This is a genomic window from Halomonas saccharevitans (assembly GCF_032333995.1).
Classification (GTDB): Bacteria; Pseudomonadota; Gammaproteobacteria; order Pseudomonadales; family Halomonadaceae; genus Halomonas; species Halomonas saccharevitans.
Genome location: NZ_JAVXUR010000004.1, coordinates 1 through 22,506, shown reverse-complemented (window position 1 = coordinate 22,506; position 22,506 = coordinate 1). Strand labels below are relative to the sequence as shown.

Annotated in this window: 25 protein-coding genes and 1 tRNA gene; 15 read left to right on the top strand and 11 right to left on the bottom strand. The window is 68.7% G+C overall.

What is annotated here, in order from left to right; all coding sequences use genetic code 11:
• The first annotated feature begins 122 nt into the window (after positions 1-122).
• The gene (locus RSO68_RS10580) at positions 123-809 is read left to right on the top strand and encodes an SOS response-associated peptidase (protein ID WP_315586573.1); all 687 of its coding nucleotides are present in this window, start codon (positions 123-125) and stop codon (positions 807-809) included.
• On the top strand, positions 809-3,646 hold the full coding sequence (locus RSO68_RS10575) for an insulinase family protein (protein ID WP_315586572.1): 2,838 nt from the start codon (positions 809-811) through the stop codon (positions 3,644-3,646). The genes RSO68_RS10580 and RSO68_RS10575 overlap by 1 nt, the downstream gene beginning before the upstream one ends.
• A gap of 83 nt (positions 3,647-3,729) precedes the next feature.
• On the opposite strand, the gene sbcB is transcribed toward RSO68_RS10575, so the two are convergent.
• The 4 genes from sbcB to minC all read right to left on the bottom strand — a co-directional run bounded on the left by sbcB (position 3,730) and on the right by minC (position 7,233).
• Entirely contained in the window at positions 3,730-5,220 is a 1,491-nt protein-coding gene (gene sbcB, locus RSO68_RS10570; RefSeq protein ID WP_315586571.1) for an exodeoxyribonuclease I, read from the bottom strand.
• 112 nt (positions 5,221-5,332) lie between these two features.
• Complete coding sequence (gene minE / locus RSO68_RS10565; protein WP_071944062.1) at positions 5,333-5,584, bottom strand: cell division topological specificity factor MinE; 252 nt, start codon at positions 5,582-5,584, stop codon at positions 5,333-5,335.
• Complete coding sequence (gene minD / locus RSO68_RS10560; protein WP_089849941.1) at positions 5,581-6,399, bottom strand: septum site-determining protein MinD; 819 nt, start codon at positions 6,397-6,399, stop codon at positions 5,581-5,583. Before minD ends, minE begins: the two co-directional genes overlap by 4 nt.
• Positions 6,400-6,471: 72 nt before the next feature.
• Positions 6,472-7,233, bottom strand: a complete 762-nt coding sequence (minC, locus tag RSO68_RS10555) for a septum site-determining protein MinC (protein ID WP_089849943.1) — start codon at positions 7,231-7,233, stop codon at positions 6,472-6,474.
• A 255-nt stretch (positions 7,234-7,488) separates the two neighbouring features.
• Here minC and RSO68_RS10550 point away from each other — a divergent pair, with 255 nt between their 5' ends.
• On the top strand, positions 7,489-10,269 hold the full coding sequence (locus RSO68_RS10550) for a DUF349 domain-containing protein (RefSeq protein WP_315586570.1): 2,781 nt from the start codon (positions 7,489-7,491) through the stop codon (positions 10,267-10,269).
• Positions 10,270-10,385: 116 nt separating this feature from the next.
• Here RSO68_RS10550 and phbB read toward each other — a convergent pair whose 3' ends face one another.
• Positions 10,386-11,132 carry an acetoacetyl-CoA reductase gene (gene phbB, locus RSO68_RS10545; protein WP_089849946.1) on the bottom strand — a complete coding sequence of 249 codons (747 nt, stop codon included), beginning with the start codon at positions 11,130-11,132 and terminating at the stop codon, positions 10,386-10,388.
• Between the two features lie 195 nt (positions 11,133-11,327).
• Here phbB and RSO68_RS10540 point away from each other — a divergent pair.
• A tRNA-Met gene (locus tag RSO68_RS10540) sits at positions 11,328-11,404 on the top strand.
• A gap of 169 nt (positions 11,405-11,573) precedes the next feature.
• Positions 11,574-12,509, top strand: coding sequence for a co-chaperone YbbN (locus RSO68_RS10535; protein ID WP_315586569.1), 936 nt, complete (start codon positions 11,574-11,576; stop codon positions 12,507-12,509).
• Between the two features lie 91 nt (positions 12,510-12,600).
• On the opposite strand, the gene RSO68_RS10530 is transcribed toward RSO68_RS10535, so the two are convergent.
• A complete protein-coding gene (locus tag RSO68_RS10530) occupies positions 12,601-13,779 on the bottom strand; it encodes a MalY/PatB family protein (RefSeq protein ID WP_315586568.1) in 1,179 nt (392 codons plus the stop codon).
• Positions 13,780-13,822: 43 nt separating this feature from the next.
• Here RSO68_RS10530 and RSO68_RS10525 point away from each other — a divergent pair, with 43 nt between their 5' ends.
• Positions 13,823-14,254: a hypothetical protein gene (locus RSO68_RS10525; RefSeq protein ID WP_089849983.1), complete on the top strand. Its 432-nt coding sequence runs from the start codon at positions 13,823-13,825 to the stop codon at positions 14,252-14,254.
• Between the two features lie 38 nt (positions 14,255-14,292).
• On the opposite strand, the gene RSO68_RS10520 is transcribed toward RSO68_RS10525, so the two are convergent.
• Positions 14,293-14,634, bottom strand: coding sequence for a hypothetical protein (locus tag RSO68_RS10520; RefSeq protein WP_315586567.1), 342 nt, complete (start codon positions 14,632-14,634; stop codon positions 14,293-14,295).
• Between the two features lie 54 nt (positions 14,635-14,688).
• Here RSO68_RS10520 and RSO68_RS10515 point away from each other — a divergent pair, with 54 nt between their 5' ends.
• The 7 genes from RSO68_RS10515 to RSO68_RS10485 all read left to right on the top strand — a co-directional run bounded on the left by RSO68_RS10515 (position 14,689) and on the right by RSO68_RS10485 (position 18,250).
• Entirely contained in the window at positions 14,689-15,513 is an 825-nt protein-coding gene (locus tag RSO68_RS10515; protein ID WP_315586566.1) for a hypothetical protein, read from the top strand.
• A gap of 58 nt (positions 15,514-15,571) precedes the next feature.
• Positions 15,572-15,979 (top strand): acyl-CoA thioesterase, encoded by a 408-nt coding sequence (locus tag RSO68_RS10510; RefSeq protein ID WP_315586565.1) that lies wholly within the window; start codon positions 15,572-15,574, stop codon positions 15,977-15,979.
• Positions 15,976-16,446, top strand: coding sequence for a Cys-tRNA(Pro) deacylase (gene ybaK, locus RSO68_RS10505; RefSeq protein WP_315586564.1), 471 nt, complete (start codon positions 15,976-15,978; stop codon positions 16,444-16,446). Before RSO68_RS10510 ends, ybaK begins: the two co-directional genes overlap by 4 nt.
• A 110-nt stretch (positions 16,447-16,556) precedes the next feature.
• Positions 16,557-16,883, top strand: a complete 327-nt coding sequence (locus tag RSO68_RS10500; protein WP_089849985.1) for a hypothetical protein — start codon at positions 16,557-16,559, stop codon at positions 16,881-16,883.
• The gene (locus tag RSO68_RS10495; protein WP_315586563.1) at positions 16,855-17,376 is read left to right on the top strand and encodes a DUF501 domain-containing protein; all 522 of its coding nucleotides are present in this window, start codon (positions 16,855-16,857) and stop codon (positions 17,374-17,376) included. Before RSO68_RS10500 ends, RSO68_RS10495 begins: the two co-directional genes overlap by 29 nt.
• Positions 17,377-17,457: 81 nt before the next feature.
• A complete protein-coding gene (locus RSO68_RS10490; protein ID WP_281245186.1) occupies positions 17,458-17,580 on the top strand; it encodes a hypothetical protein in 123 nt (40 codons plus the stop codon).
• 115 nt (positions 17,581-17,695) lie between these two features.
• A complete protein-coding gene (locus RSO68_RS10485; protein WP_315586562.1) occupies positions 17,696-18,250 on the top strand; it encodes an LOG family protein in 555 nt (184 codons plus the stop codon).
• A gap of 4 nt (positions 18,251-18,254) precedes the next feature.
• On the opposite strand, the gene RSO68_RS10480 is transcribed toward RSO68_RS10485, so the two are convergent.
• Both RSO68_RS10480 and RSO68_RS10475 read right to left on the bottom strand, forming a co-directional pair.
• Positions 18,255-18,755 (bottom strand): hypothetical protein, encoded by a 501-nt coding sequence (locus RSO68_RS10480; RefSeq protein ID WP_089849964.1) that lies wholly within the window; start codon positions 18,753-18,755, stop codon positions 18,255-18,257.
• A 48-nt stretch (positions 18,756-18,803) separates the two neighbouring features.
• Positions 18,804-19,346 (bottom strand): tetratricopeptide repeat protein, encoded by a 543-nt coding sequence (locus RSO68_RS10475; RefSeq protein ID WP_089849966.1) that lies wholly within the window; start codon positions 19,344-19,346, stop codon positions 18,804-18,806.
• Between the two features lie 298 nt (positions 19,347-19,644).
• Here RSO68_RS10475 and yaaA point away from each other — a divergent pair, with 298 nt between their 5' ends.
• On the top strand, positions 19,645-20,424 hold the full coding sequence (gene yaaA / locus RSO68_RS10470) for a peroxide stress protein YaaA (RefSeq protein ID WP_315586561.1): 780 nt from the start codon (positions 19,645-19,647) through the stop codon (positions 20,422-20,424).
• Positions 20,425-20,442: 18 nt separating this feature from the next.
• Here yaaA and RSO68_RS10465 read toward each other — a convergent pair whose 3' ends face one another.
• Entirely contained in the window at positions 20,443-21,018 is a 576-nt protein-coding gene (locus RSO68_RS10465; protein ID WP_089849969.1) for an isochorismatase family protein, read from the bottom strand.
• Positions 21,019-21,146: 128 nt separating this feature from the next.
• On the opposite strand from RSO68_RS10465, the gene RSO68_RS10460 reads away from it, so the two are divergent.
• Positions 21,147-21,953, top strand: a complete 807-nt coding sequence (locus RSO68_RS10460) for a Tim44 domain-containing protein (protein ID WP_315586560.1) — start codon at positions 21,147-21,149, stop codon at positions 21,951-21,953.
• An 80-nt stretch (positions 21,954-22,033) separates the two neighbouring features.
• Here the strand turns inward: RSO68_RS10460 and RSO68_RS10455 are convergent, their stop codons facing one another.
• Positions 22,034-22,234, bottom strand: coding sequence for a hypothetical protein (locus RSO68_RS10455; RefSeq protein WP_315586559.1), 201 nt, complete (start codon positions 22,232-22,234; stop codon positions 22,034-22,036).
• Positions 22,235-22,506 lie beyond the last annotated feature (272 nt).

Below are 22,506 nucleotides of genomic sequence, written 5' to 3'. Positions count from 1 at the left end.
TGTTTTCGACAGGATATCCAGGGCCATTCACGATGCAAGCGGCGGCCGGATCGCGCCGCGTTCGCGGCTTTTCTCCGCCCATGGACTTGGTTACCCTGACGCTCCATCCACTCGGAGTCCCCATGGCCGGCCGACTGCACATCGCCCCGCTCGACCTCGAGCGCCTGCTGCCCGACCTGGTCGCCGAGACCGCCCTGATCACCGGCCCCAACCTGGCGCCACGCCGCCCCCTGTCGATGATCCGCCTGGATGCCGGGCGGCCGCGGCTGGTGACGGCCTTCTGGGGGCTGACGCCCCCCTGGCTCAAGGTGCTCGACCATGCTCCCCACTGCGCCCGGGCCGAGGCCCTGCAGACGCGCCCCATGTTTCGCGAGGCCTTCACGGCCCGGCGCTGTCTGGTACCGGTCAGCGGCGTCTATGCCTGGAAGCCACAGCCGCGTTTCAAGCAGCCCTTCCTGGTCACCCGCGTCGATCGCGGCCCCTTGCTGCTGGCCGGGATCTGGTGTCGCTTTCACACCAGCCTCAGCCAGCACCACGACTCCATGGCGCTGATCACGGTGCCGACCAACGCCCTGCTGGCGCCCATCACCGACCGCCTGCCGGCGGTGATCGAGCCCGGACAGGCCGAGCGCTGGCTCGATCCGCAGACACCGCCTAGCGAGGCTCAGGCCCTGCTCGGCTCCGCCCCCGCGGAACTCCTGGGCGCTTTCATGGTATCAAGGAAGGTCAACGACCCAGCCTGCCAGGAGCCGACCTGCGCCCATCCCACCGGCCCCATGCTGCGCCATTCCGTCCCACAGGAGCGATGATGATCAACGCCTTGCCTGCCTCTTGCCGCTACCCGGGCCATCTGCTCGCCTGGCTGGCCGTTGCCGCGGCCCTGCTGACGGGCCTGACCGCCCGCGCCGACGCCGTGAACGCCAGCGTCTCGCCCAAGGTCAGCCCCCACGACGATCGCGACTACCGCGCCCTGACCCTCGACAACGGACTGAGCGTGCTGCTGGTCAGCGACCCGGAGTCCGACAAGGCCGCGGCCTCACTGAACGTCGACGTGGGCAGCGCCCAGGATCCCGAGGATCTCGCCGGCCTGGCCCACTACCTCGAGCACATGCTGTTCCTCGGCACCGACGCCTATCCCGAGCCCGATGCCTACCAGGGCTACCTGACGCGTCACGGCGGTAGCCACAACGCCTTCACCGCCCCCTACGACACCAACTACTTCTTCGATATCGAGCCCGACGCCCTGGCCGGCGCCCTGGATCGTTTCAGCCGTTTCTTCGTATCACCGCTGTTCAACGCCGAGCGCCTGGAGAGCGAGCGCAACGTGGTGCACTCCGAATACCAGGCGCGCCTGCGCGACGACGGCCGCCGTGCCCAGGACGTGCTCGATCAGCTGCTCAACCCCGCCCACCCCGCCACCGGCTTCTCGGTAGGCAGCCGCGAGACCCTGGGCGACCGGCCGGTGGGAGAGCCGAGCCTGCGCGAGCGCGTGATCGACTTCTACGAGGCGCACTACGACGCTAACGTCATGCACCTGGCGGTGGTGGCGCCCCAGCCCCTCGACGAGCTCGAGGCCCTGATCACCGAGCGCTTCGCCGGCGTGCCCGACCGCGGCCTCGCCCGGCCAAGCATCGAGGCCCCGCTGGTCGAGGAGCAGAGCCTGCCGCGCGCGGTGCGGCTCGAGTCGGTGCGAGACAGCCAGCGAGTCAGCTTCCTGTTCCCGGTGCCCGACCCCGAGACCGCCTATCGCCACAAGCCGGCCGACTATCTGGCTCACCTGCTCGGCCACGAGGGCGAAGGCAGCCTGCTCGCGGTGCTGCGCGAGGCGGGCTGGGCCGACGGCCTCTCCGCCGGGGTGACCCGCGGCGATGGTCGCCATGCGCTGTTCGCCGTGGACATCAGCCTGACGCCCGAGGGTGCCGAGGCGCTGCCGCGCGTCCAGGCGAGCCTGTTCGCCGCCATCGAGGGCATTCGGGATAAAGGTCTCGAGGCCTGGCGCTATGAGGAGCAGGCGCGCCTGGCCGACCAGCAGTTCCGCTTCCAGCAGCACGGCGCGCCCCAGGGCGACGCCATCCGCCTGGCCATGAACCTGTCGCGCTACCCGCTGGAGGACGTCAACATCGCGCCCTACCGCCACGACGGCTTCGATCGCGCGCTGATCGAGCAGTGGCTCGACGGCCTGCGCCCCAACCGGCTGCTGCGCCTCTATAGCGGCCCGGAGGTCGAGGGCGACGCCGTCTCGCCCTGGTTCGACACCCCCTGGCGCGAGGTCGCGATGCAAGACGAAGGCGAGCCGCTGCCCGGCATCGCCCTGCCCGAGCCGAACCCCTACATCGCCGCCGACCTCGAGCTGATCGAGCGCCAGGACGAGGTGCCGGGCCTGGCCATCGACGAGACGGGGTTCGACTTCTGGCACATGGCGGATGCCACCTTCGACACCCCCCAGGTGGAGTGGCGCTTCAGCCTCCAGCACCCCGCGGCGAGCCGCGAGGCCCGCGAGGCGGCGCTCTCCCGGCTGCTCGCCGGCTGGCTCGTCGACAGCCTCAACGAGACCCTCTATCCGGCACGCCTGGCCGGCCACCGCTTCGAGGCCTACGCCCACGCCCGCGGCATCACCCTGTCGTTCTCCGGCTGGCGGGATCGCCAGGAGCGCCTGATCGGACGGGTCATCGCCCAGCTCGAGGACGCGACCATCGACGAGGCGACCTTCGAGCGGGTGCGCTACCGCCTCCAGCGCGAGTGGCGCAACGCTCCGCAGGATGCGCTCTACCGCCAGGCTCACCGCACCCTGTCCGAGGCGCTGGTGCGCCCGCAGTGGCCTACCGAGGCGCTGCTTCAGGCGAGCCGCGACCTGGAGACCGCCGACCTGCGCGACTTCCGCCAGCGCTTCCTCGCCGAGCTGCACCTGGAGGCGATGGCGGTGGGTAACCTGACGCGCGAGCTCGCCGGCCGCGAGGCCCGGCAGGTGGCCGAGGCGCTCGCCCCGACCCTACCCAGCGAGGCCATTCCCGACCTCACCCCGCTGCAGGCAGAGGATCTCCCCGAGCTCATTCCCACCACTACCCGGGAGGATTCGCTGGTGCTGCGCTATCTGCAGGGGCCGGACCGCTCGCTTAAGAGCCAGGCCCGCCTGGCGGTGCTCGGCCAGCTGCTGGAGACCCCCTTCTACCAGCGCCTGCGCACCGAGGAGCAGCTGGGCTACGTGGTCAATGCCGGCTACTCGCCCATGCTCGACGCCCCCGGCATCAGCCTGTTGGTCCAGTCCCCCGATACCGAGAGCGAGGCGATCCAGGGCCATATCGACGCCTTCCTGGACGACTTCGCCAAGCGCCTCGAAGCGCTCGACGACGACGAGCTGGCCGCCTATCGCCAGGCAGTGCACGATGCCCTGATGCAGCGCGATACCAGCCTCTCCGGGCGCACCAACCGCCTTTGGCGCGCGCTGGCCAACGGCGACACCGGCTTCGACCGCCACCGGCGTCTCGCCGAGCGCGTCCTGACGGTGACGGCCGACGAACTGCGCCAGGCCTGGCCGGCCCTGGGCGACAGCGCCGTGGCACGCGTCAGCTTCGATCCGGGCGATGAGCCCAGCGACGTGCTGGCCCTGAGCCGGCACCTGGCGCCGCTGCCCGAGGACGATGACTGACCCGGGGCCTCACCCCCCGAGACGACAGCGCCCGGCCATCTGGCCGGGCGCTGTTCGTTGATCATCACGAAGGAGGGGCTTGGTCAGCCGAAGGCCTGGGGCGGCATCATCGACTCGACGTGCATCACCAGCTCCTCGAGCACCTGCCGGTCGCGATCGGCGAGCGATGCGCCATTGAGCCGCTCGATCTCGCGGGCAAAGTCCTTCAGCGTGAGGCTGGCGACGGCGGGGTCGTTCATGCGCTCCCAACGGAAGGCCTCCCAGCGCGCCTGCTCCTCGCTCTCCAGGGTGTCGGGATAGCTGCGGGCCCGATAGCGAAACAGCATCTCCTCGAGGCGCGGATCCTGGAAGGCGAAGCGCGCCCCCACCAGATCCCAGGGATCGGTTTCGCGCACCCGCTGCATCTGCTGGCGATCCGTCGGCGAGAAAAAGCCGCCGGCGTAGAGCATCAGGTCGGGATCGTAGGGCGGCTCGGGATGGGGCGCGGCGAACACCTCGGCGACACGCGCCGCGATCTCTGGGCGGGCGGCGAGTCGCTTCCAGTGCTCGCGGCACGCGGCCAGGTCGAGCCCCAGGCGTTCGACGATCTCGCCGTACTCGCCCTGGCGGGGCCCCGAGACATCCTTGAGCGCGCTGGCCGGGAAGAGCACCGGACACTTGTTGATATGGATGACCTTGAGCGGAATGCGCTCGGCGCCCTCCGCGAGATCGTCGTTGCTGACGAAGACCCGCTCGCGAATTTGCTCGGGCGAGAGTTCCATCAGCGGAGTCGGATCCATCGACAGATCGAAGACGATCACCCCGTTGGGATTGGAGGGATGCTCGGCCAGCGGCATCACCAGGGCGCTGCAGCCGCGACTGGCCGGATAGCGCCGCGAGATGTGCAGCACCGGCTTGCGGCTGGGCAGGTCAAGCTGCTTGGAGACGGCGCGCTTGCCGCGCAGGCCGAGCAGGTAGTCGAAGAGGCGGGCGTTACGCTCGCGCAGGAGCCTCGCCAGGGCAATGGTGGCGCGCACGTCCGCCAGGGCATCGTGGGCGCCCGCATGGGCGATACCGTTGGCGGCGGTCAGCTCCTCGAGCTTGAAGCTCGGCGCGCCGTCGTCGCGGGTCGGCCACTCGATACCCTCGGGGCGCAGGGCGTGAAAGGCGCGCACGACGTCAATCAGATCCCAGCGCGAGTTGCCGTTCTGCCACTCCCGGGCGTAAGGATCGAGCAGGTTGCGATAGAAGAGGTGGCGACTCACCTCGTCGTCGAATCGCAGGCTGTTGTAGCCCAGCGCACAGGTCCCGGGCTCGCTCATGGCCGCCTCGATGCGACCGGCGAACTCGGCCTCCGGCAGGCCGCGACGGCGGGCCTGCTGCGGCGTGATCCCGGTGATCAGGCAGGCCTGAGGATGGGGCAGGAAGTCATCGGCGGGCTTGCAGAAGAACTCGAGCGGCTCGCCGATCTCGTTGAACTCGGCATCGGTACGGATGGCCGCGAACTGCGAGGGACGATCGCGGCGCGGATCGGCACCGAAGGTCTCGTAGTCGTGCCACAGGAAGGTCTGCGGGGCGGCTTTCGACTGCGCCATGGGCGAGCTCTCCGAAGGCAGGGATTCAGCGGCCCAGCCTACCACAGCGCCTCGACCGGCTCAGCCGCCGGCCCTGCTCCCGCGATGTGATCGGGAGCAGCACGAGGCCCGCTCAAGCCTTGGGCAGGGTCACGTTGAGCTCCAGCACCGAGCAGTTGTCCTCGCTGTCGAGGGTGATGTTGACCGCGTCGTCATCGATCTGCACGTAGCGACGAATCACCTCCAAAAGCTCCTTCTCCAGCAGCGGCATGTAGTCAGGCTGCCCTCGCTGGGTGCGCTGGTGGGCCACGATGATCTGCAGCCGCTCCTTGGCGACCGACGCGGACTTCTTGCGCTCTCGCTTGAGGAAATCGAGCAACTTCACCGGCGGGTTCCTCCAAACATGCGGCTCAACAGGCCCTTCTTCTGGTACTCGTGGAAGCGCAGCGGCACCTCCTCGCCGAGCAGCCGGGCCACCGTATCGGCGTAGGCCTGGCCGGCATCGCTGCTGTCGTCGTGGGTAACCGGCACCCCCTGGTTGGAGGCCCGCAGCACCGCCTCGGACTCGGGGATCAGGCCCAGCAGGTCGATGGCCAGGATCTCGCGGATATCATCCAGGTTCAGCATATCCCCCAGGTCGACCCGGCCCGGATTATAGCGAGTGATCAGCAGATGCTCCCGGATGGGATCATCGCCGCGCTCGGCGCGCCGTGTCTTGGATGCCAGCAGGCCGATGATACGATCGGAGTCACGCACCGAGGAGACCTCGGGATTGGTGACCACGATTGCCTCGTCGGCAAAGTACATGGCGAGCTGGGCGCCGCGCTCGATGCCGGCCGGGGAGTCGCAGATAATGAAGTCGAAGTCCTGATTCAGGGTATCGAGCACTTTCTCGACGCCCTCCTGGGTCAGGGCTTCCTTGTCGCGAGTCTGGGAGGCCGGCAGGATATGCAGATTATCGACCCGCTTGTCGCGAATCAGCGCCTGATTGAGCCCCGCCTCGCCCTGAATCACATTGACCAGGTCGTAAACCACGCGGCGCTCGCACCCCATGATCAAATCGAGGTTACGCAGACCCACGTCGAAGTCGATGACCGCGGTCTTCTTGCCACGCAGCGCTAGCCCGGTGGCGATGGCGGCTGCGCTGGTCGTCTTGCCGACCCCTCCCTTGCCGGAGGTCACAACGATGATCTTGGCCAAATGTCACATCCTGTCTTGTCATGAGGAAAAATAACGCGGGCGTGAACTTTGCCGCCACGCGCTTGGCCGACATCAGTCCAGCGACTTGATGCTCAGCTGGCCGTCGAACAGCTGAACCTGAACGGTGGTGCCCAGCAGGCGCGGATCGATGTCCTCGAGGCGCTTGTAGTTACCGGCCACTGAAAGCAGCTCGGCATGCAGTTCGCGGCAGAAGATGCCGGCCTTGTCGTCGCCGTGGATGCCGGCCAGTGCCCGCCCGCGCAGGGCACCATAGACGTGAACGTTGCCGGCAGCGAGCACCTCGGCCCCGGCATTGACCGCTCCGACTACCACCAGATCGCCCTCGGGGGCGGTCACCTGCTGGCCGGAGCGCACCGTGCCGCGATAGATACGCCCCCCCGCGGTGGCGCCGGGAGGAGCCTCGGTGGCGACCGCCTCAGGCGCGTCGGGCTTGCCATCACCGGCAGGCGCAGCGTCGGCAACGCTCTCCAGGGCGCGCGGACGCGACGCTTCCTGGGGGGGGAACCAGCCCAACCCCAGGGCCCAGGCCGACTGCTTGACCGGATCCGGGCCGCCGCGCACAGCCACCGGCAACAGCTTGTGGGCGCGGCACACCGCGCAGATGCGCTCGAGCGCCAGGTGCGGCTCGTCGAGCTTCTCCACATTGAGAACGACCGGAGTGTGCTGGAAGAAGGCCGGCGACTGGCTGAGCTTGCTCGCCAGCTGCTCGCGAATGCGCTCGGGGTCGGCACTGGTCAGTTCCATGACCGTCATCGGCAGCATTCCCCCCTTGAAGGTGAAGGCCATACTGTCCCTGTCCACATTGAGACTCATTGCCGAACTCCGCGTAGGGTGATGATCGGGGTACAGCTCAAAGCTAAGCGAGTGACTGCAACCCTGCAACCGATCATAAGGACATAGGCGCGCATTGTCAGTGTCTCCTAGCGGCCACACCTCGCCGGCGTCGAGCCTTTTCTGCCGCCACGTCACGTGCTTAGATACGAGAGACTCAAGTTTCGCGCCGTTTTTTCCGATAATAATGATCATCTCGCGCCCCCTCCGGGCGCGCTCTCCTCGTCAGGATGCCCCATGTCAGGACTCCTTCGCCGCCTGTTCGCCCCGCGCTGGAAGCACCCGGCCCCCGAGGTGCGCCGTCAGGCAGTATCGCGCCTCGACCCCTCCAGAGACGACCAGCGCCGCACCCTCGAGCAACTGACCCTGGACCCCGATGCCGGCGTGCGCCTGGCCGCCCTGGAGGCGATCGACGATCCCGAACGCCTGCTGACACTAAGCGAGCGGCCGGATGCCTCCCCCGAACTCAGGCGGCATCTGGTCGCCCTGCTCACCGGTCGCCGCGGCCATCACGACCTTCAGGCGCGTATCGCACTGGTCGAGCGGCTCGAGGATCGAGCGCTGCTCAACGAACTGGCACTGCAGGGCGACAACCAGCAGCTGCGCCTGGCGGCGCTGGCCCGCCTCGACGCGGAGGAAGATCTGGTCCGCCAGGCCTGCGACAACGGCATCGCCGCGGTGCGCCATGCCGCCGCCGCGCGGGTCGAGAGCGAGGCGGGCCTCGCCCGGCTGGCCCATGATGCCCGGCGTGATCGCCAGGTGGCCCGCCAGGCTCGCGAGCGCCTCAATCGACGACGCGCCGACGCCGCCTCCCTGACGGCGGCCCATGCCGAGCGCGAGGCGCTGCTGGAGAAACTCGAGCGCCATGCCCATGGCCCCTGGGAGCCGCTCTATGCCGGCCGCCTGCGCCACCTGATGCGCGAATGGGCGAAGCTGCGTGACCTGGCGGATGCCCACCAGGAGCGCCGCTACCAGGATGCCTGCCAGCGCTGTCGCAAGATCATCGGCGACCACGAGGCCCAGGAGCATGCCCGCCATGCCGACCACCGCCGGCGCGAGGATGCCGACCAGACCCGAGAATCCCTCGTCGAGGCGCTGGAGGAGAGCCTCGAGGGCCTGCATCAGGGTGAGCGGCTCACCGATCAGGACATCGCCAGCCTGCGCGCCCAGAAGCGCCTGATGGCCAGCCGCTGGCAGGCCCTCTCTGACCATCACCTGGCCGACGAGGCGCTGCGCCGCCGCTATGATACGGCACTCGCCGACTACGAACGGATCGTCCAGGCCCGGGTGCGCCTGGACGAACGCGCCGACGCCATCGAGCAGGCGCTGGCGGAAGGCGACGATGATCGACTGGGCGCCCTGATCGAGGCCTGTGGCTGGCCGGCGCGACTGGCGCCGACGCCGTTGCTGGCGCGCGCCCGAGAGCACCTGGCTCGAGAGGCCCAGGACGACGGTGGCGAGCCTGACGCCCGGCTCGCCCACTTCAACGAGGAGCTGGACCAGCTGGAGGGCCTGCTGGAGCGCGGCGCCTTCAAGGGCGCCAGCCGTCTCCACCAGCGCCTGCGCCAACAGGCCGAGCAGCTGCCCAGGCCCCTCCCACCCGCCGACCAGGCTCGTCTCAAGCGCCTGGCGGCGCGGTTGGCCGAGCTTCGCGACTGGCGCGGCTTCGTGGCCGGACCCAAGCGCGATCAGCTGTGCCAGGCCATCGAGGCGCTGGCCGAGCAGACCGAAATGAACGAGGCCGAACTCGACCGTCGCCATCGCCAGATGGTCAAGGAGTGGAAGGCGCTGGGTGACGCCGCCGCCAATCGCGAACTCTCTGCCCGCTTCCGCGCCGCCTCCGATCGCATCAAGGAACGCCTGGCCCCCTGGCGAGAGCGCCAGCAGGCCGAGCGGCAGCGCCACCTGGAGGCTCGTCTGGCGCTGTGCGAGCAGCTTGAGACGCTGCTCGAGCAGCCTGCCCATGAAGCCGACCCTGATGGGCTGCGCGAGATCCGCGACCGCGCGCGGGAGCAGTGGCGTCGCCTCGCCCCGGTGCCCCGCGACCAGGCCGAACCGATCGGCCGACGCTTCGGGCGCATTCTCCACGAGCTCCAGGCGCTGATCGATCGGCGGGCGCGGGAGATCGCCGAAGCCAAGCGGGCACTGATCGACGAGACGCGCGAGCTGCTGGCACGCGACCTGCCGCCCGGCCAACGGGCCGACCAGGCCAAGGCCCTGCAGCGACGCTGGCGAGCGCTGGGCCGGGCACCCAAGGGCGAGGAGCAGGCCCTGTGGCGAGAGTTCCGCGCGCTGTGCGACGACATCTTCGCCAGCCGCGAGGCCGCCCGCGATGATCAGGCCCAGCGCAACCGCGCCCGGCTCGAGGCCATGCAGGCACTGATCGACCGACTGGACGCCTGGCATCCCACGCAGAGCCAAGAGGCCCACAAGCTGGACGAGGCCGTCCGCGAGGCCACGGCGCTGGAGCCACTGCCCTCCGGTCGGCGCACCGAGGGCATGCGTCGCCGCTGGAGCGGCATCGTGCGGGCCCGCCGTGAGCGCCTGGACCGCCTGGCCCTGGCCGAGGAGGCCAACCGCTGGCAGGCCATCCGCCCGCTGCTCACGGCGCACCTGCAAGCCGATGCCCGGCGCCTGGCCGGCGGTCCCGCCGAGGAGATCTCTCTGCCCCGCGACCTCGATCTGCCGTCGGCACTGCGTCGCGCCCACGAGGCGCGCAATGCCGCCCGAGAGGCCGGCACCCCGGCCGAGGCCCAGGAGAGGCTCGCCCGCCTGCGCGCCCATCTCTCCCTGCTGGCCGGCGGCCGCGTCCAGCACCGCGACGATCCACTGCGCCTGGCGATTCAGGTGGAGCGGCTCAACGAGAACATGGGCCAGACGATCTCCCGCGCCGACGAGCTCCATCAGCTGCTCGGCGAGCTGCTCGCCAACGGCCCGATGCCCGAGCAGCCCTGGGAACGCGAGGTCGGCGAGCTCGACCGAATGCTCGAGATCCTCGCCGAGCGGCCGCCGCCCTGAGACGACTCTCCGTCGAGACACCCCCTGTCAAAACACAAGAACGCGAGGCGGAGGCCTCGCGTTCTTCTCTTCACCGCCGGGATCACCGACGGCGAGTCTGCTGCAGCGGTGAGCGGTCAGCCCATGAACTGCCCGCCGTTGATGTCGATGTTGGCGCCAGTGATGAAGCCCTGTTCCTTGTCAGCCAGGAAGGCGACCAGACGACCGATCTCCTCCGGGGTACCGTAGCGCTTGACCGGAATGGTCTCGCGGATGGCTTCGCGCACCTTCTCGGGAATGTTCATGATCATGTCGGTGGCGATATAGCCGGGCGACACCGTGTTGACGGTAATCCCCTTGGTGGCGGTCTCCTGGGCCAGTGACATGGTCAGACCGTGCATCCCTGCCTTGGCCGCCGCGTAATTCACCTGGCCGAACTGACCCTTACGACCATTGATGGAGGAGATGTTGATGATGCGGCCATGGCCCTGCTCCAGCATGTCCTCGATCACGCTGCGGCAGGTGTTGAAAACGCTGTTGAGGTTGGTATCGATCACCTCGTTCCACTGGTCCGGGGACATCTTCTTCATGGTGCCGTCGCGGGTGATCCCGGCGCAGTTGACCAGGACGCTGACGGGACCGTGAGCCTCGCGGATTTCCTTCACCCCGGCCACGCAGGAATCGTAGTCGGTGAGATCGATGCCGGACAGGGCGATGTTGTCGTAGCCCTCGGCCTTCTGAGTCTCCAGCCAGGCCTTCGCCTTCTCCGGATTGTGGTATCCCGCGACCACCAGGTAGCCCTGTGAGGCCAGCGTACGACAGATGGCGCTGCCGATGCCGCCAGTACCACCGGTGACCCAGGCGACGGGTGCTTGATTTGTCATTGGCTATCTCCCTGATATGAATGACATCGTCATGGGGTGACCCGGCGGGCCACCACCAGCATGACCATTATGAGTTGTTGGACAGTCATTTTTGTGACGCCAGTCGAGTATGGACCAGGGACCGGCCCTGGGACGAGCGTTGGAAATCGATCCTTGACTAAAGGAGAACTCCGTGTAAAATACGCTCCACGTTGATGCGGGGTGGAGCAGTCTGGTAGCTCGTCGGGCTCATAACCCGAAGGTCATCGGTTCAAATCCGGTCCCCGCTACCAATTTCGAGAAAGGCGTATCGTCCTAGGACGATACGCCTTTTTTCGTTGTGTCCGCCACTGTGCTCGCACACCCTCTCTGACGTGACCCCATCCTTCGATCAGCCCTTGAAGTCGCCGCCGGCGACCCGCATCTACTGAGCAAACTCATCCCGGATCAAGGCTAGTCACCATGCCCATCGTCGACCCCCGCACCGGTGAGCCGCTCACCACCGACACCCCCGCCGGAGATAGCAACGCCGGGCCCGCCGACGGCCAGCAGGCCGATGTCATCCTCGACGTCGACCGCAGCAACATCCAACAGCTGCTCGAGACCTCCATGCAGGTCCCGGTCCTGCTCGACTGCGGCAGCCGCAACGAGGCGGCGAGCCAACAGCTGAGCCAGGTGCTGGAAAAGCTGGCCCGGGAATATCAGGGCACCTTCCTGCTGGGTCGCCTGGATATCGATCAGGAGCCGGAGATCGCCGCCCAGCTGGGCGTGCAGAGCGCGCCCGACGTCAAGCTGATCAGCCAGGGCGGCCTGGTCGACCACTTCCAGGGCGCCCTGCCGGAGAAGCAGATCCGCGAGTGGCTGGGCCGCTACTTTCCGGCCCCGGAGGAGGCCCCGCAGACGCCCGAGGACCAGGCCGCCGAGGCCCTGGCCGCCGGCGATGCCGCCACCGCCCGCAGCATCTATCAGGAGCTCATCCAGCAGTATCCCCAGCACACGCCCTACCAGGTGGAGCTGGCCCGCGCCCTGGTGGCCGACGGCGAGGCCGAGCAGGCCCGCGAGCTGCTCGACAACCTGCCGCCGGAGGAGCGCGATGCCGCCCCCGCGCGCGGCGTGCGCGCCAGCATCGCCTTCGGCGAGCAGGCGCCCTCCGCCGAAGAGCTGGCCGCCCTGGGCGAGCGCGACGACAGCGAGGCACAGTTCAAGCGCGCCCTGCGTCAGCTGGCCGATGGCCAGTACGAGGACGGCCTGGAGGCCCTGCTCGCCCTGATGAAGCGCGACCGGGAATACGGTGAGGATGCCGCTCGTCGCACCCTGCTGCAGGCCTTCGACGCCCTGGGCGCCGATCATCCGCTGACGGTCACCTACCGCCGCAAGCTCTTCGCCCAACTCTACTGAACCACCGATCGCCCGAGCACGCTCGCGACAACGGCCGCCACATGGGGCGGCCGTCGTCGTCTGAGCCTTGCCGACGCCGGAGCGCGGCGATTCAGCCCTTCAGCACGCCGTCGAGCCGACTCAGGGCCGCCTCCAGCTGAGCCGCCGTGGTACCGAAGTTGAGCCGCACGAAGCCCGGCCAGCCGAAGTCGGCACCGTCGGAGAGCGCGACGCCCACGTGCTCCAGCAACCAGCGCTGGGGGGATGCCTCGGTGCCCTGCAGGGCGGGCGCCTCACGCAGGTCCAGCCAGGCCAGGTAGGTCGACTCGGGCGCGCTCATACTCACCCCCGGCCAGTGCGCCACCCGCTCGACCAGCCGCCGACGCTGCTCGCGCAGCGTCTCGAGCAGCGCCTGGCGCCAAGGCTCGCCATGGCGATAGGCCGCCTCGGCGGCCACCAGCCCGAGCACGTTACCGTCCGGCTGCAGGCCCTTGGCCGCCGCGGCGAATCGCCGACGCAGGCCGGCGTCGGGAATCACCGCGCAGGCCGCGGTGAGCCCCGCCAGGTTGAAGGTCTTGGAGGGCGCCCAGAGGGTCAGGATGCGCGAGGCAAGCGCCGGAAAGGCGGCGGCCAGCGGCGTGTGGCGCGCCCCCTCTTCGAGCAGCAGGTCGCAGTGCAGCTCGTCGGAGACCACCAGCAGGTCGTGGCGCTCGACCAACGCGGCGAGCCCCGCCAGCTCCTCCCGCGTCCAGACGCGACCGGTGGGGTTATGGGGCTGGCACCACAGCAGCAGCCGGGTCTCGGGGGTGATCGCCGCCTCCAGCGCCTCGAGATCGAGCCGCCAGGGCTCCCCGGGGGCACCCGGCGCCCTCAGCGCCGCCTGCTGGGGCATGCGGCCGGTATGTTCGGCGACGCGCAGGAAGGGCGGATAGATGGGCGTGACCGTCAGCACCCCGTCCCCCGGCGCGGTGAGCGCCAGGCTCGCCAGGTGCAGGGCGGGCACCACGCCCGGCAGCCACAGCTGCCAGTCCGGCTCGATGCTCCAGGCGTAGTGCTCGGCGCTCCAGTCGCAGACCGCCTGCTTGAGGCTCTCGGGCACCTGGCCGTAACCGAAGACACCGTGGGCGACCCGCGCCTGCAGCGCCTCGATGACCGCCGGCGGCGAGGCGAAGTCCATGTCGGCGACCCACAGCGGCAGCACGTCCTCGCCGTAGCGATGCCACTTCTGCGAGGGCCAGTCGCCCTCGGGAGGGTGGCGACGCTCGACGGGCGTGGCAAAATCGAATTCCATGTGCAGTTCCCGCTCCCAGAAGGCCAACAAGATGACCAAGACCATGCCGCAAGACGGCTTCTATGCCAAGGTGCGCCGCGGCCTGCCCGACCTGGTCGCCCAGTGGCTGACACTCGGCCAGGGCGATGCCGATCGCCTGGCGCTGCTGCTCGCCGAGAGCGCCCGGGTAACCCGCATCGGCCTGCCGGAGGAGACCCCCAGCGGCGAGACGCTCAACGACTGGAGCCGCGCCGACGGCGAGGAGCCGCCGCTGTGGGCGGCGCGCACCGCCACCTTCCTGCTGGTGCAGATGCCCGCCCGCCCCGTGCCGGCCAGCGACGACGAGGCCTGCGCCTGGGCCTACTGCTGGCTGCGCAACCGCGATGTCGAGAGCGTCGAGGCCGCCGAACAGGCGCTGCCCGAGCACCTGCGCGAACCGCTGGCCGCCGCGCTCAGGGCCGCCTGGACCGACCTCAAGGGCCTGCGTCTGGTCTGAGCCTGATCTGATGCCTGCGTAAAGCCCGCCCTGCCCCGCTAGCCGCGGCGGACGGTTCGCTTCTTGGGCCGAAACCCCGCCGGCTTGGTGGAGAGCCATGCCACGAAGGTCTGGATCTGCGGATGGGCCAACAGGGCCTCGCGTCTGCGATAATGCTCGGCCAGCTCGCGCTCGCCGAGCACCGCGTGGATGTGCCGGTGGCAGGCATGGCAGACCCAGAGGATGGCGGTGAGACGCTCGGCACGGTCGAAGCGGCGCCGGTAGCGGGCCTTGCCGTGCAGGGCCCGCGGAATCAAATGGTGCTTGGTCAGCGGTGCCGCCCGCTCGCAGAGCTCGCAGGCCTCGGGCCGCGGCGGGGGCGAGAGTTCATGACCGGCCATGGCACGTCTCCTCGACGACTCGTCTTACCCTGATGATAAGGACCCAGATACGATATGGACGTTCCCCTCTCCTGGCAGCTGGCCAAGCTCGCGGTCTCCATCGGCGTGGTGCTCGGCCTCTCGATGATCGCCGAGCGCGTCAGCACCCGCGTGGCCGGCCTGCTCTCCGGCTACCCCCTGGGCACCGCCATCGCCCTGTTCTTCATCGGCCTGGAGATCTCGCCGGCCTTCGCCACCCAGAGCGCCGTGCACACCCTGGCCGGCTTCAGCGCCACCCTGGCGCTGGGGGGCGGCTACCTGCTATGTGCCCGGCGCGATGGCCTGCCCGGGGTACTGGCAGGCAGCGCGGGCGGCTTCGTGGCCTGGCTGGGAGTGAGTCTGCTGCTGACCCAGGTGGAGTTCACGCGGCTGACCGGCACCCTCACCACCCTGGCGGCGATCGTGCTGTTCATCCGGCTCTATCGGCGGGTCCCCGATACCGCGGCCGGCCCCCGGGGCGGCTTCAGCTGGGCGGCACTCGGCCTGCGGGCCGCCCTGGCCGCCGGCATCATCTTCCTGATCACCGGCCTCGCTCATGTGATGCCGGCCGCCTGGGCCGGGGTCATGGCCGCCTTCCCGGTGACCATGTATCCCTTCCTGGTGATCCTGCACCTGACCCACGGCGCGGCGCCGGTGGCCACGGTGATCAAGCACTACCCGGCCGGGCTCGGCTCGCTGCTCTGCTACGCGCTGTGCGTCTCGCTGACCTACGAGCGTTTCGGGCTGCTGGTCGGCACCGTGGCCGGCTTCGTCGTCGCCACCGCCTGGCTGGTGGCCTGGACCCGCCTGCAGGCCTGGTTCGCCGCGCGCCGGCCCCAATCGCCCAGCACCAGCACTTGACCGAGCGCTTGCTCGGGGCAAAGCTGTCCCTCCGGAGACGCCCAAGAGGAAACCGCCGATGTTCGTCCGCACCGTGGAACCCGCCTTCTATGACACCGATGCCCTGGGTCACGTTAACAACACCCGGCTGCCGGCCTGGTTCGAGTGGGCCCGCAACGACCTCTTCCGGCTCTTCACGCCGGACCTGGACCCGCGCAAGTGGCGGCTGATCATGGCGCGCATGGAGGTCGACTACCGGGCCGAGCTGCAGTACGGCCGCGAGATCGAGATCCGCACCTATGTCTCGCGGCTCGGCAACAGCTCCTTCACGGTGAGCCAGGAGGCGCGCCAGGATGGCCAGCTGACCAACCTCGGCCACACCGTGATGGTGCATTTCGATCACGCGACCAAGCAGGCCGTGCCCATCGAGGGAGAGTTGCGCGAGGCCCTGGAGGCCCATCGCCAGGAGGAGCCGGCAGACGCATGACCCCGGCCGTGAAGATGCTGGAGAAGGCCGGCGTGGCCTTCCAGCTCGAAAGCTACGAGCACGACCCCCGCACCCCCGCCTATGGCGAGGAGGCCGCCCGGGCGCTGGGCCTGCCGCCCGACGAGGTGTTCAAGACCCTGCTCGCCCGCCTCGACGACGGCCGCCTGGCGGTGGCCATCGTGCCGGTGCCCTGCCAGCTCGACCTCAAGGCCCTGGCCCGAGCCGCCGGGGCGCGCAAGGCGAGCCTCGCCGATCCCGCCGAGGCCGAGCGGGCCACCGGCTACGTGGTGGGCGGCATCAGCCCGCTGGGCCAGCGCAAGCGCCTGCCGACCTTCCTCGATGAGAGCGCCCGGGCCCTCGAGGCGATCCACGTCAGCGGCGGCCGGCGGGGGCTCGAGATCCGCCTCGCCCCGGGCGATCTGATGCGGCTCACCGGCGCCCGCGAGGCCCTGCTGGCCCGGCAATGAGCCGCACCCGCCCGAAGACTGGGTGAGCACGCCCCCGGCCGGGCCGCGCCCGAGCCAAACCCGCCCCGCCGCTGTCACATCACCACAGCCCTCCAACCACGGGAGCCCCCATGGCCATCCGCTACACCCTCTGGCTGGACCCGGACGATACTCCTCGCCACCGCGCCGTCGAGGCCGACCTGAAGCGATACTTCATCGACCGCTTCGCCGACTATCCGCACATCCGCTTGTTCGGCGCCGACCCTTACGATTATGATGCGCCGTTCAACCGCCTCTACGACGTGCTGATGGCAAGGGCCGGCGAGTACTGCGAGCGGGAATGGCGCTACGTGCCCACCCCCGAGCAGCTCAACCGCGCCTTCTTCCTGGCCGTGGGGCACTCGAACAAGTTTGTACGGGACAACGACGATGGTGATCCGAACCGATCAGGCCCCTGATGAGCGCCAGCTGGCCATCATCGCCGAGCAGCTCGGCCGCGCGCCCCGAGGCATCGAGGCCCTGGCCGCCACCGACGGGGAGGGCACCCCGCTGGTGCTGCGCATGGCGCCCATCGTCGATGGCAAGCCCTTCCCGACGCTCTACTGGCTCTGTTCGGAGCGTCTCAAGATCGAGATTTCGCACATCGAGGCCGCCGGTGTGATCAAGCAGCTTGAGACCCGCCTGCAGGAAGACCCCGACTTCCTGACCGCCTACCACCGCAGCCACGATGCCTACGTGGCGGCGCGCTGGAACTACATGAGCGAGGCGCAGAAGGCGGAGGTCTTCCGCCTCGGGTATGATGGCGTGCTCACCGCGCGCGGCATCGGCGGGATCGCCAACCGCGACCAGGTCCGCTGCCTGCACACACAGTATGCGCACCACCTGTGCGGCGAGAACGTCATCGGCCAGTGGCTCGACGAACACTATGGCGTCGCCGACTGCCTGCCGTGACGCCGGCTCCGAGCCGATCGCATCACCCCCGCGACACCGTCCCCGACGACACGATTCCGATAACATAAGGAGAATTCCCGGATGTACCTGGACACCCATGTGATTGCCAGTCTCGCGCTGATCGCCAGCATGATCGTCATCAGCGGCGTGGGCATCAAGCTGCTGCGCCAGGCCATCAAGCGCGACGCCTCAGGCGCTCGCTGAGCCGCCCACCACGACCACGAAGGGCGCCCTTGAGGCGCCCTTCGCGTTTGCGGACCGGCCCTTCCGGTGCCGCGGCAGGACGGGCTAGGATAATGGCCCTGCCAAGGAGGAGAGCATGTCGAGATTCTGCGTCTACCTGGGGTCCCGGGAGGGCCGCGACCCGCAACACCTCGAGGCCGCCGAGCGGCTCGGCGAGGCGCTGGCTCGCCGCGGCCACGGCCTGGTCTACGGCGGCGCCCGTGTCGGCCTGATGGGCCGCCTCGCCGATGCCGTGATGGCCGCCGGCGGCGAAGTGATCGGGGTGATGCCCGACCACCTGGTCGAGCGCGAGCAGGCCCACCACGGCCTCAATGAGCTGGTGCGGGTGCGCAACATGCACGAGCGCAAGGCCAGCATGGCCGCCCGTGCCGATGCCTTCATCGCCCTGCCCGGCGGCATCGGCACCCTTGAGGAGTTCTTCGAGGCCTGGACTTGGCAGTATCTCGGCCTGCACGACAAGCCCATCGGCGTGCTCGACACCGCCGGTTTCTATGCCCCGCTGCTGACCTTCCTCGACAGCACGGTGGAACAGGGGTTCCTGAACGGCCGGACCCGAGCCGAGCTGATCGATGCCACCGACCCCGTTGAGCTGCTGGATGTCCTGGAGGACCGGCTGGACCGTGACGCCTGAAGGTTCAGGCGTCGGCATCGAGCTCGAGGGTGCGCTGGTAGGTAAGCTGCAGCAGGCGGGCGTCTTCCCCGGCGCGATGCCGATGGATGCCTTGTTCGAGGATGAGGGCTTCCTTGGTGCGGCTCCACTGCGCCTGCTGGGATTCGCTCAGCAGGATGCGCAGGGCTTCCAGGCGGAAGGCCGGCAGCATGCCGGCATGATGGAAGAGCAGCGACAGCCAGGTGTTGTCGTAGCCCCAGCTGTCGCTGTAGGCGATGCCGATTTCTCCGAGCTCGTCGTTGAGCCAGCGCGCCACCTGGCGCACCGGATACCCCTCGCGCTGCAGCCGGCCGCGGCTGATGCCGTGCAGCAGCTCGGCCTTAGGATCCCAGTGCGTCCACTCATCCAGCGGCTGGACGAGGAAGGCACAGGTGCTGCCATCGGCGCGGGCGAGGCCGATCTCGATGGGGTAACTGCCGCGCCCGAAGCCGGACGCCTCGATATCCAGCAGTGTGGGTAGCGTCACGGGCGGGAGAGTCCTTGGTCGAAGTACCGGTGCCGTCGCGGCAAAGGCTTAGTGTCGCGTCTCGCCTCCGGCCTTGTCCACTGCGGCGCCCGGCATGACGGCAGCCTGCGAATCGTCGAAGCCGGCCAGGCGATCGGCCAGAGCCTGCCAGTGCCCGGCCTTCTCGGCATCCACCGGCAGGGCCAGCTCGCCATGGCGATAGGCCCGGGCGAGGCGGGTCGCCGCCAGGGGATGGCCCGCCTCGCCCGCACGCGCGTACCAGGTCACGGCGTGGTCATCGCGCCGCGGATACTGGGCACAGCCGTGCTCGTGGATCTGGCCCGCCTGATACTGCGCCTTGGCATCTCCGGCCTGGGCGGCCTCGAGCACGTAACGCGCCCCACGAGCCTTGTCCTGAGGACTGACGCCACGATGGAAGAGCATGTGACCGTACTGGGCCAGCGCCGCCGGATGCCCGGCATCGGCACAGCGCTGGAAGAGGTGCATGGTCAGGCGCTGCGTTCGCGGCGACCGGGGCAGCCAGCGAATATGGAACAGCTGCTGTGCAAGCCGGTATTCGAGCCGGGTGAACAGTGAGGATGCCTCTGGCATGGCAACTACCCTGCGTCCAGTGAAGCGGAGGGAAGCCGGTCACGCCCTGTATCCGGCATCCCTCCTGGCAATAAACGATGGCCTTCCGGGCTCCGCCGGGGCTTTGGGAGGGCAAGCATACGCTCGCCCCGTCGGCGACTCAACCCCGGCAGTTTGTCACGCCGCCGGGGCCCTGCGGCCGCCGACTGCAAGGCGCGTCGAGGAGGGGCTATCTGCCCGATAGCCCATGGCATGCAGGCGACTTGATATACTGGCTGCCATCGCCGTCAGGCCACCCATTTACCATAGGAGCGCCCCCATGCTGAGCGTGATATCGCCCGCCAAGACGCTGGACTTCGAGACCCCCGCCACCACGAGCCGGCACACTCAGCCGGATCATCTCGAGCAGAGCCAAGAACTGATCGAGATACTGCGGGACTACTCGCCCCAACGGCTCAGCGAGCTGATGGGCATCAGTGACAAGCTCGCCGGGCTCAATGCCGCTCGCTTCGCCGAGTGGCACACGCCCTTCACCCCGGACAACGCCAAGCCCGCCGCCCAGGCCTTCCAGGGCGACGTCTACGTGGGCCTCGAGGCCGACCGCTTCGATGACGGCGACAACGCCTTCGCCCAGGATCACCTGCGCATCCTCTCCGGTCTCTACGGCCTGCTGCGCCCCCTGGACCTGATCCAGCCCTACCGCCTGGAGATGGGGACCCGCCTCGAGAACCCGGCCGGCAAGGACCTCTATGCCTTCTGGAAGGCGACCCTGACCGCCGAGCTCGATCGCGCCGTGGCCGACAGCGGCAGCCCGGTGCTAGTCAACCTGGCCTCCAACGAGTACTTCAAGGCCATCGACGCGCGCCGGCTCGCCGCCCGGGTGATCACCCCGGTCTTCAAGGACGAGAAGAACGGCAAGCTGAAGATCATCAGCTTCTACGCCAAGAAGGCCCGCGGCCTGATGGCCGCCTGGATGATCCACCAGCGCCTGGACGACCCTGAGGGCCTGAAGGACTTCGACGTGGCCGGCTACGCCTTCAACGCGGCGCTCTCCGAAGGCGACACCCTGGTCTTCACCCGTGCCGAAGGGGCCGCCTGAGCCCACTCAGCAAAACGCTCACGTAAACGTCAGGGGGCGCGCCGAACGCCCCTTGAGAAAGCGGCGATGGGCCTGCTTGAACCGCTCGTCGTCGCAGCGCTGCAGCCACTCGTAGGCCACCATGTCGGCACTCACCGCCACCGCGCCGGCCTGGGTCATCCGCTCTCTCGCCAGCCGCGCCTCCCCGGCGCGACGACTGGCGGTCGCCTCGACCAGCCAATAGACCTCATAGCCAGCCTCGAGCAGGCCAAGCCCGGTCTGCATCACGCAGATATGCGCCTCGGCGCCACACAGTATCACCTGACGCTTGCCGCTCTGCGCCAGGGCCTCGGCGAAGGCCGGCTCGTCATGGGCGCCGAAATGCAGCTTCTGCCAGAGGCGATGATCAACCAGCGCCTCCAGCAGGCGAGGCTCGCTGCCCCCCAGCCCCTGCGGATACTGCTCGGTGAGCCAGACCGGCACCTCCAGGGAGCCGGCCAGCGCCCCTAGCCAGGCCGCCTCGGTGACCGCCTGCTCGCCGTGTTCGATGACCGGCAGCAGGCCGGCCTGCAGGTCGACGATCAGCAGCAGGCTCTTCTCTCGTGACAGGCGCATGAACGGACTCCTTGATGCCTTGTGGTGGCGCGGTTAGTTGTCGTGGCCGACCAGCATAGTCGCTAGAATGGAGACTTCCGACTTTTTCCCGTATCACCCCACCCCTTCCCCGATGGAGATTCCCCCTGATGCGTCACCTTTTCGTCATGCTCATGGTCGGCGTGCTGGGCTTCGGCCTCGCCGTCGACCATGCCGATGCCCGCCGCATGGGCGGCGGCAAAAGCTTCGGCAGCCAGTCGCGCAGCGTGCAGCAGCCCGCCGCCACCACCAGCCGAGACGCCGCCGGCAACCGCACCACCCAGACCCGCCCGAAATCTCGCCTGGGCGGGATGCTCGGTGGCATGCTGGCCGGTGGTCTGCTCGCCGCGCTGTTCTTCGGCGGCGCCTTCGATGAGCTTCGCCTGATGGATATCCTGCTGGTCGCCGGCGTGGCCTTCCTGCTCTTCCGGCTGTTTGCCAGCCGTCGCCGGACCGCCACGGCAGGCGGCTCCGGTCCCCAGGAGGCCCCAGCCCGCCCCCAGGCTTTCCAGGCCGCGAGCGCGCCGATGGGCGGTGGACTCGCCTCGGAGCCCGAGTGGTTCGACCGCGAGCGCTTCCTGGGCGGTGCCAAGGAGCACTTCATGACCCTGCAGCGCGCCTGGGACAACAACGACTTCGCCGGCATTCAGGAGTACGTGACGCCGGAGCTCTACAATCTGCTGCGCGAGGAGCGGGATCGCCAGCCGGCCAACAACCGCACCGAGATCGTGCGCCTGTTCGCCGAGCTGGGGGATATTCGCGAGGTCGGCCAGCAGGCAGAGGCCACGGTGATCTTCCACGGCATCATCGCCGAGAACGGCGAGGAGACCGAGTTCAACGAGACCTGGCACCTGATTCGCCAGCTACGTGACGACGCGCCCTGGTACCTCCAGGGCATCGAGCAGAACCCGAGCTGATCGCTCGCCGCACCTCGAACCGAACCGAAACGCAAAAAGGCCGGGCATTGCCCGGCCTTTTTCGTGTCACGATGCTGAAATCAGTTCTGCGCGTCTTCCGCGGCCTGCTCCAGATTATCGCCCATCTCTTCGACGCCATCGCCCATCTCTTCCATCGACTCATCGATGTTCTCCCCCGCCTGCTCGGCAGGTCCTTCCTCCTCACAGGCGGCCAGGCCGGCCCCCAGCATGGCAATCAGCAGGGCCAGGCTAAGCTTGCGCAGCATGTTTCTCTTTTTCATGATCATCTCCTCCTGAGATATCGGAATCCATTGCACGTGTACCGGCATACACCCTAGTCGCTCACGCATGATCTGGCTACCCCGCCCCTGCCCCGTTCCCGGCACCCCAAACCAGTTGACCGGACGCGCCGACACGATCAACAATTTCTGAGCCCACATGAAAAAACCCCGAGCTCTTATGAGCTCGGGGTTTTCTCGGAATAGGTGCCTGACGATGACCTACTCTCGCATGGGGAGTCCCCACACTACCATCGGCGCTGATCGGTTTCACT

Bases quoted from the DNA above. Each gene is read 5' to 3' on its own strand.
- RSO68_RS10580 (WP_315586573.1), top strand. From the start codon at position 123: ATGGCCGGCCGACTGCACATCGCCCCGCTCGACCTCGAGCGCCTGCTG.
- RSO68_RS10575 (WP_315586572.1), top strand. From the start codon at position 809: ATGATCAACGCCTTGCCTGCCTCTTGCCGCTACCCGGGCCATCTGCTC.
- sbcB (WP_315586571.1), bottom strand. From the start codon at position 5,220: ATGGCGCAGTCGAAAGCCGCCCCGCAGACCTTCCTGTGGCACGACTAC.
- minC (WP_089849943.1), bottom strand. From the start codon at position 7,233: ATGAGTCTCAATGTGGACAGGGACAGTATGGCCTTCACCTTCAAGGGG.
- RSO68_RS10550 (WP_315586570.1), top strand. From the start codon at position 7,489: ATGTCAGGACTCCTTCGCCGCCTGTTCGCCCCGCGCTGGAAGCACCCG.
- phbB (WP_089849946.1), bottom strand. From the start codon at position 11,132: ATGACAAATCAAGCACCCGTCGCCTGGGTCACCGGTGGTACTGGCGGC.
- RSO68_RS10535 (WP_315586569.1), top strand. From the start codon at position 11,574: ATGCCCATCGTCGACCCCCGCACCGGTGAGCCGCTCACCACCGACACC.
- RSO68_RS10530 (WP_315586568.1), bottom strand. From the start codon at position 13,779: ATGGAATTCGATTTTGCCACGCCCGTCGAGCGTCGCCACCCTCCCGAG.
- RSO68_RS10525 (WP_089849983.1), top strand. From the start codon at position 13,823: ATGCCGCAAGACGGCTTCTATGCCAAGGTGCGCCGCGGCCTGCCCGAC.
- RSO68_RS10520 (WP_315586567.1), bottom strand. From the start codon at position 14,634: ATGGCCGGTCATGAACTCTCGCCCCCGCCGCGGCCCGAGGCCTGCGAG.
- RSO68_RS10515 (WP_315586566.1), top strand. From the start codon at position 14,689: ATGGACGTTCCCCTCTCCTGGCAGCTGGCCAAGCTCGCGGTCTCCATC.
- RSO68_RS10510 (WP_315586565.1), top strand. From the start codon at position 15,572: ATGTTCGTCCGCACCGTGGAACCCGCCTTCTATGACACCGATGCCCTG.
- ybaK (WP_315586564.1), top strand. From the start codon at position 15,976: ATGACCCCGGCCGTGAAGATGCTGGAGAAGGCCGGCGTGGCCTTCCAG.
- RSO68_RS10500 (WP_089849985.1), top strand. From the start codon at position 16,557: ATGGCCATCCGCTACACCCTCTGGCTGGACCCGGACGATACTCCTCGC.
- RSO68_RS10495 (WP_315586563.1), top strand. From the start codon at position 16,855: ATGGTGATCCGAACCGATCAGGCCCCTGATGAGCGCCAGCTGGCCATC.
- RSO68_RS10490 (WP_281245186.1), top strand. From the start codon at position 17,458: ATGTACCTGGACACCCATGTGATTGCCAGTCTCGCGCTGATCGCCAGC.
- RSO68_RS10485 (WP_315586562.1), top strand. From the start codon at position 17,696: ATGTCGAGATTCTGCGTCTACCTGGGGTCCCGGGAGGGCCGCGACCCG.
- RSO68_RS10475 (WP_089849966.1), bottom strand. From the start codon at position 19,346: ATGCCAGAGGCATCCTCACTGTTCACCCGGCTCGAATACCGGCTTGCA.
- yaaA (WP_315586561.1), top strand. From the start codon at position 19,645: ATGCTGAGCGTGATATCGCCCGCCAAGACGCTGGACTTCGAGACCCCC.
- RSO68_RS10465 (WP_089849969.1), bottom strand. From the start codon at position 21,018: ATGCGCCTGTCACGAGAGAAGAGCCTGCTGCTGATCGTCGACCTGCAG.
- RSO68_RS10460 (WP_315586560.1), top strand. From the start codon at position 21,147: ATGCGTCACCTTTTCGTCATGCTCATGGTCGGCGTGCTGGGCTTCGGC.
- RSO68_RS10455 (WP_315586559.1), bottom strand. From the start codon at position 22,234: ATGAAAAAGAGAAACATGCTGCGCAAGCTTAGCCTGGCCCTGCTGATT.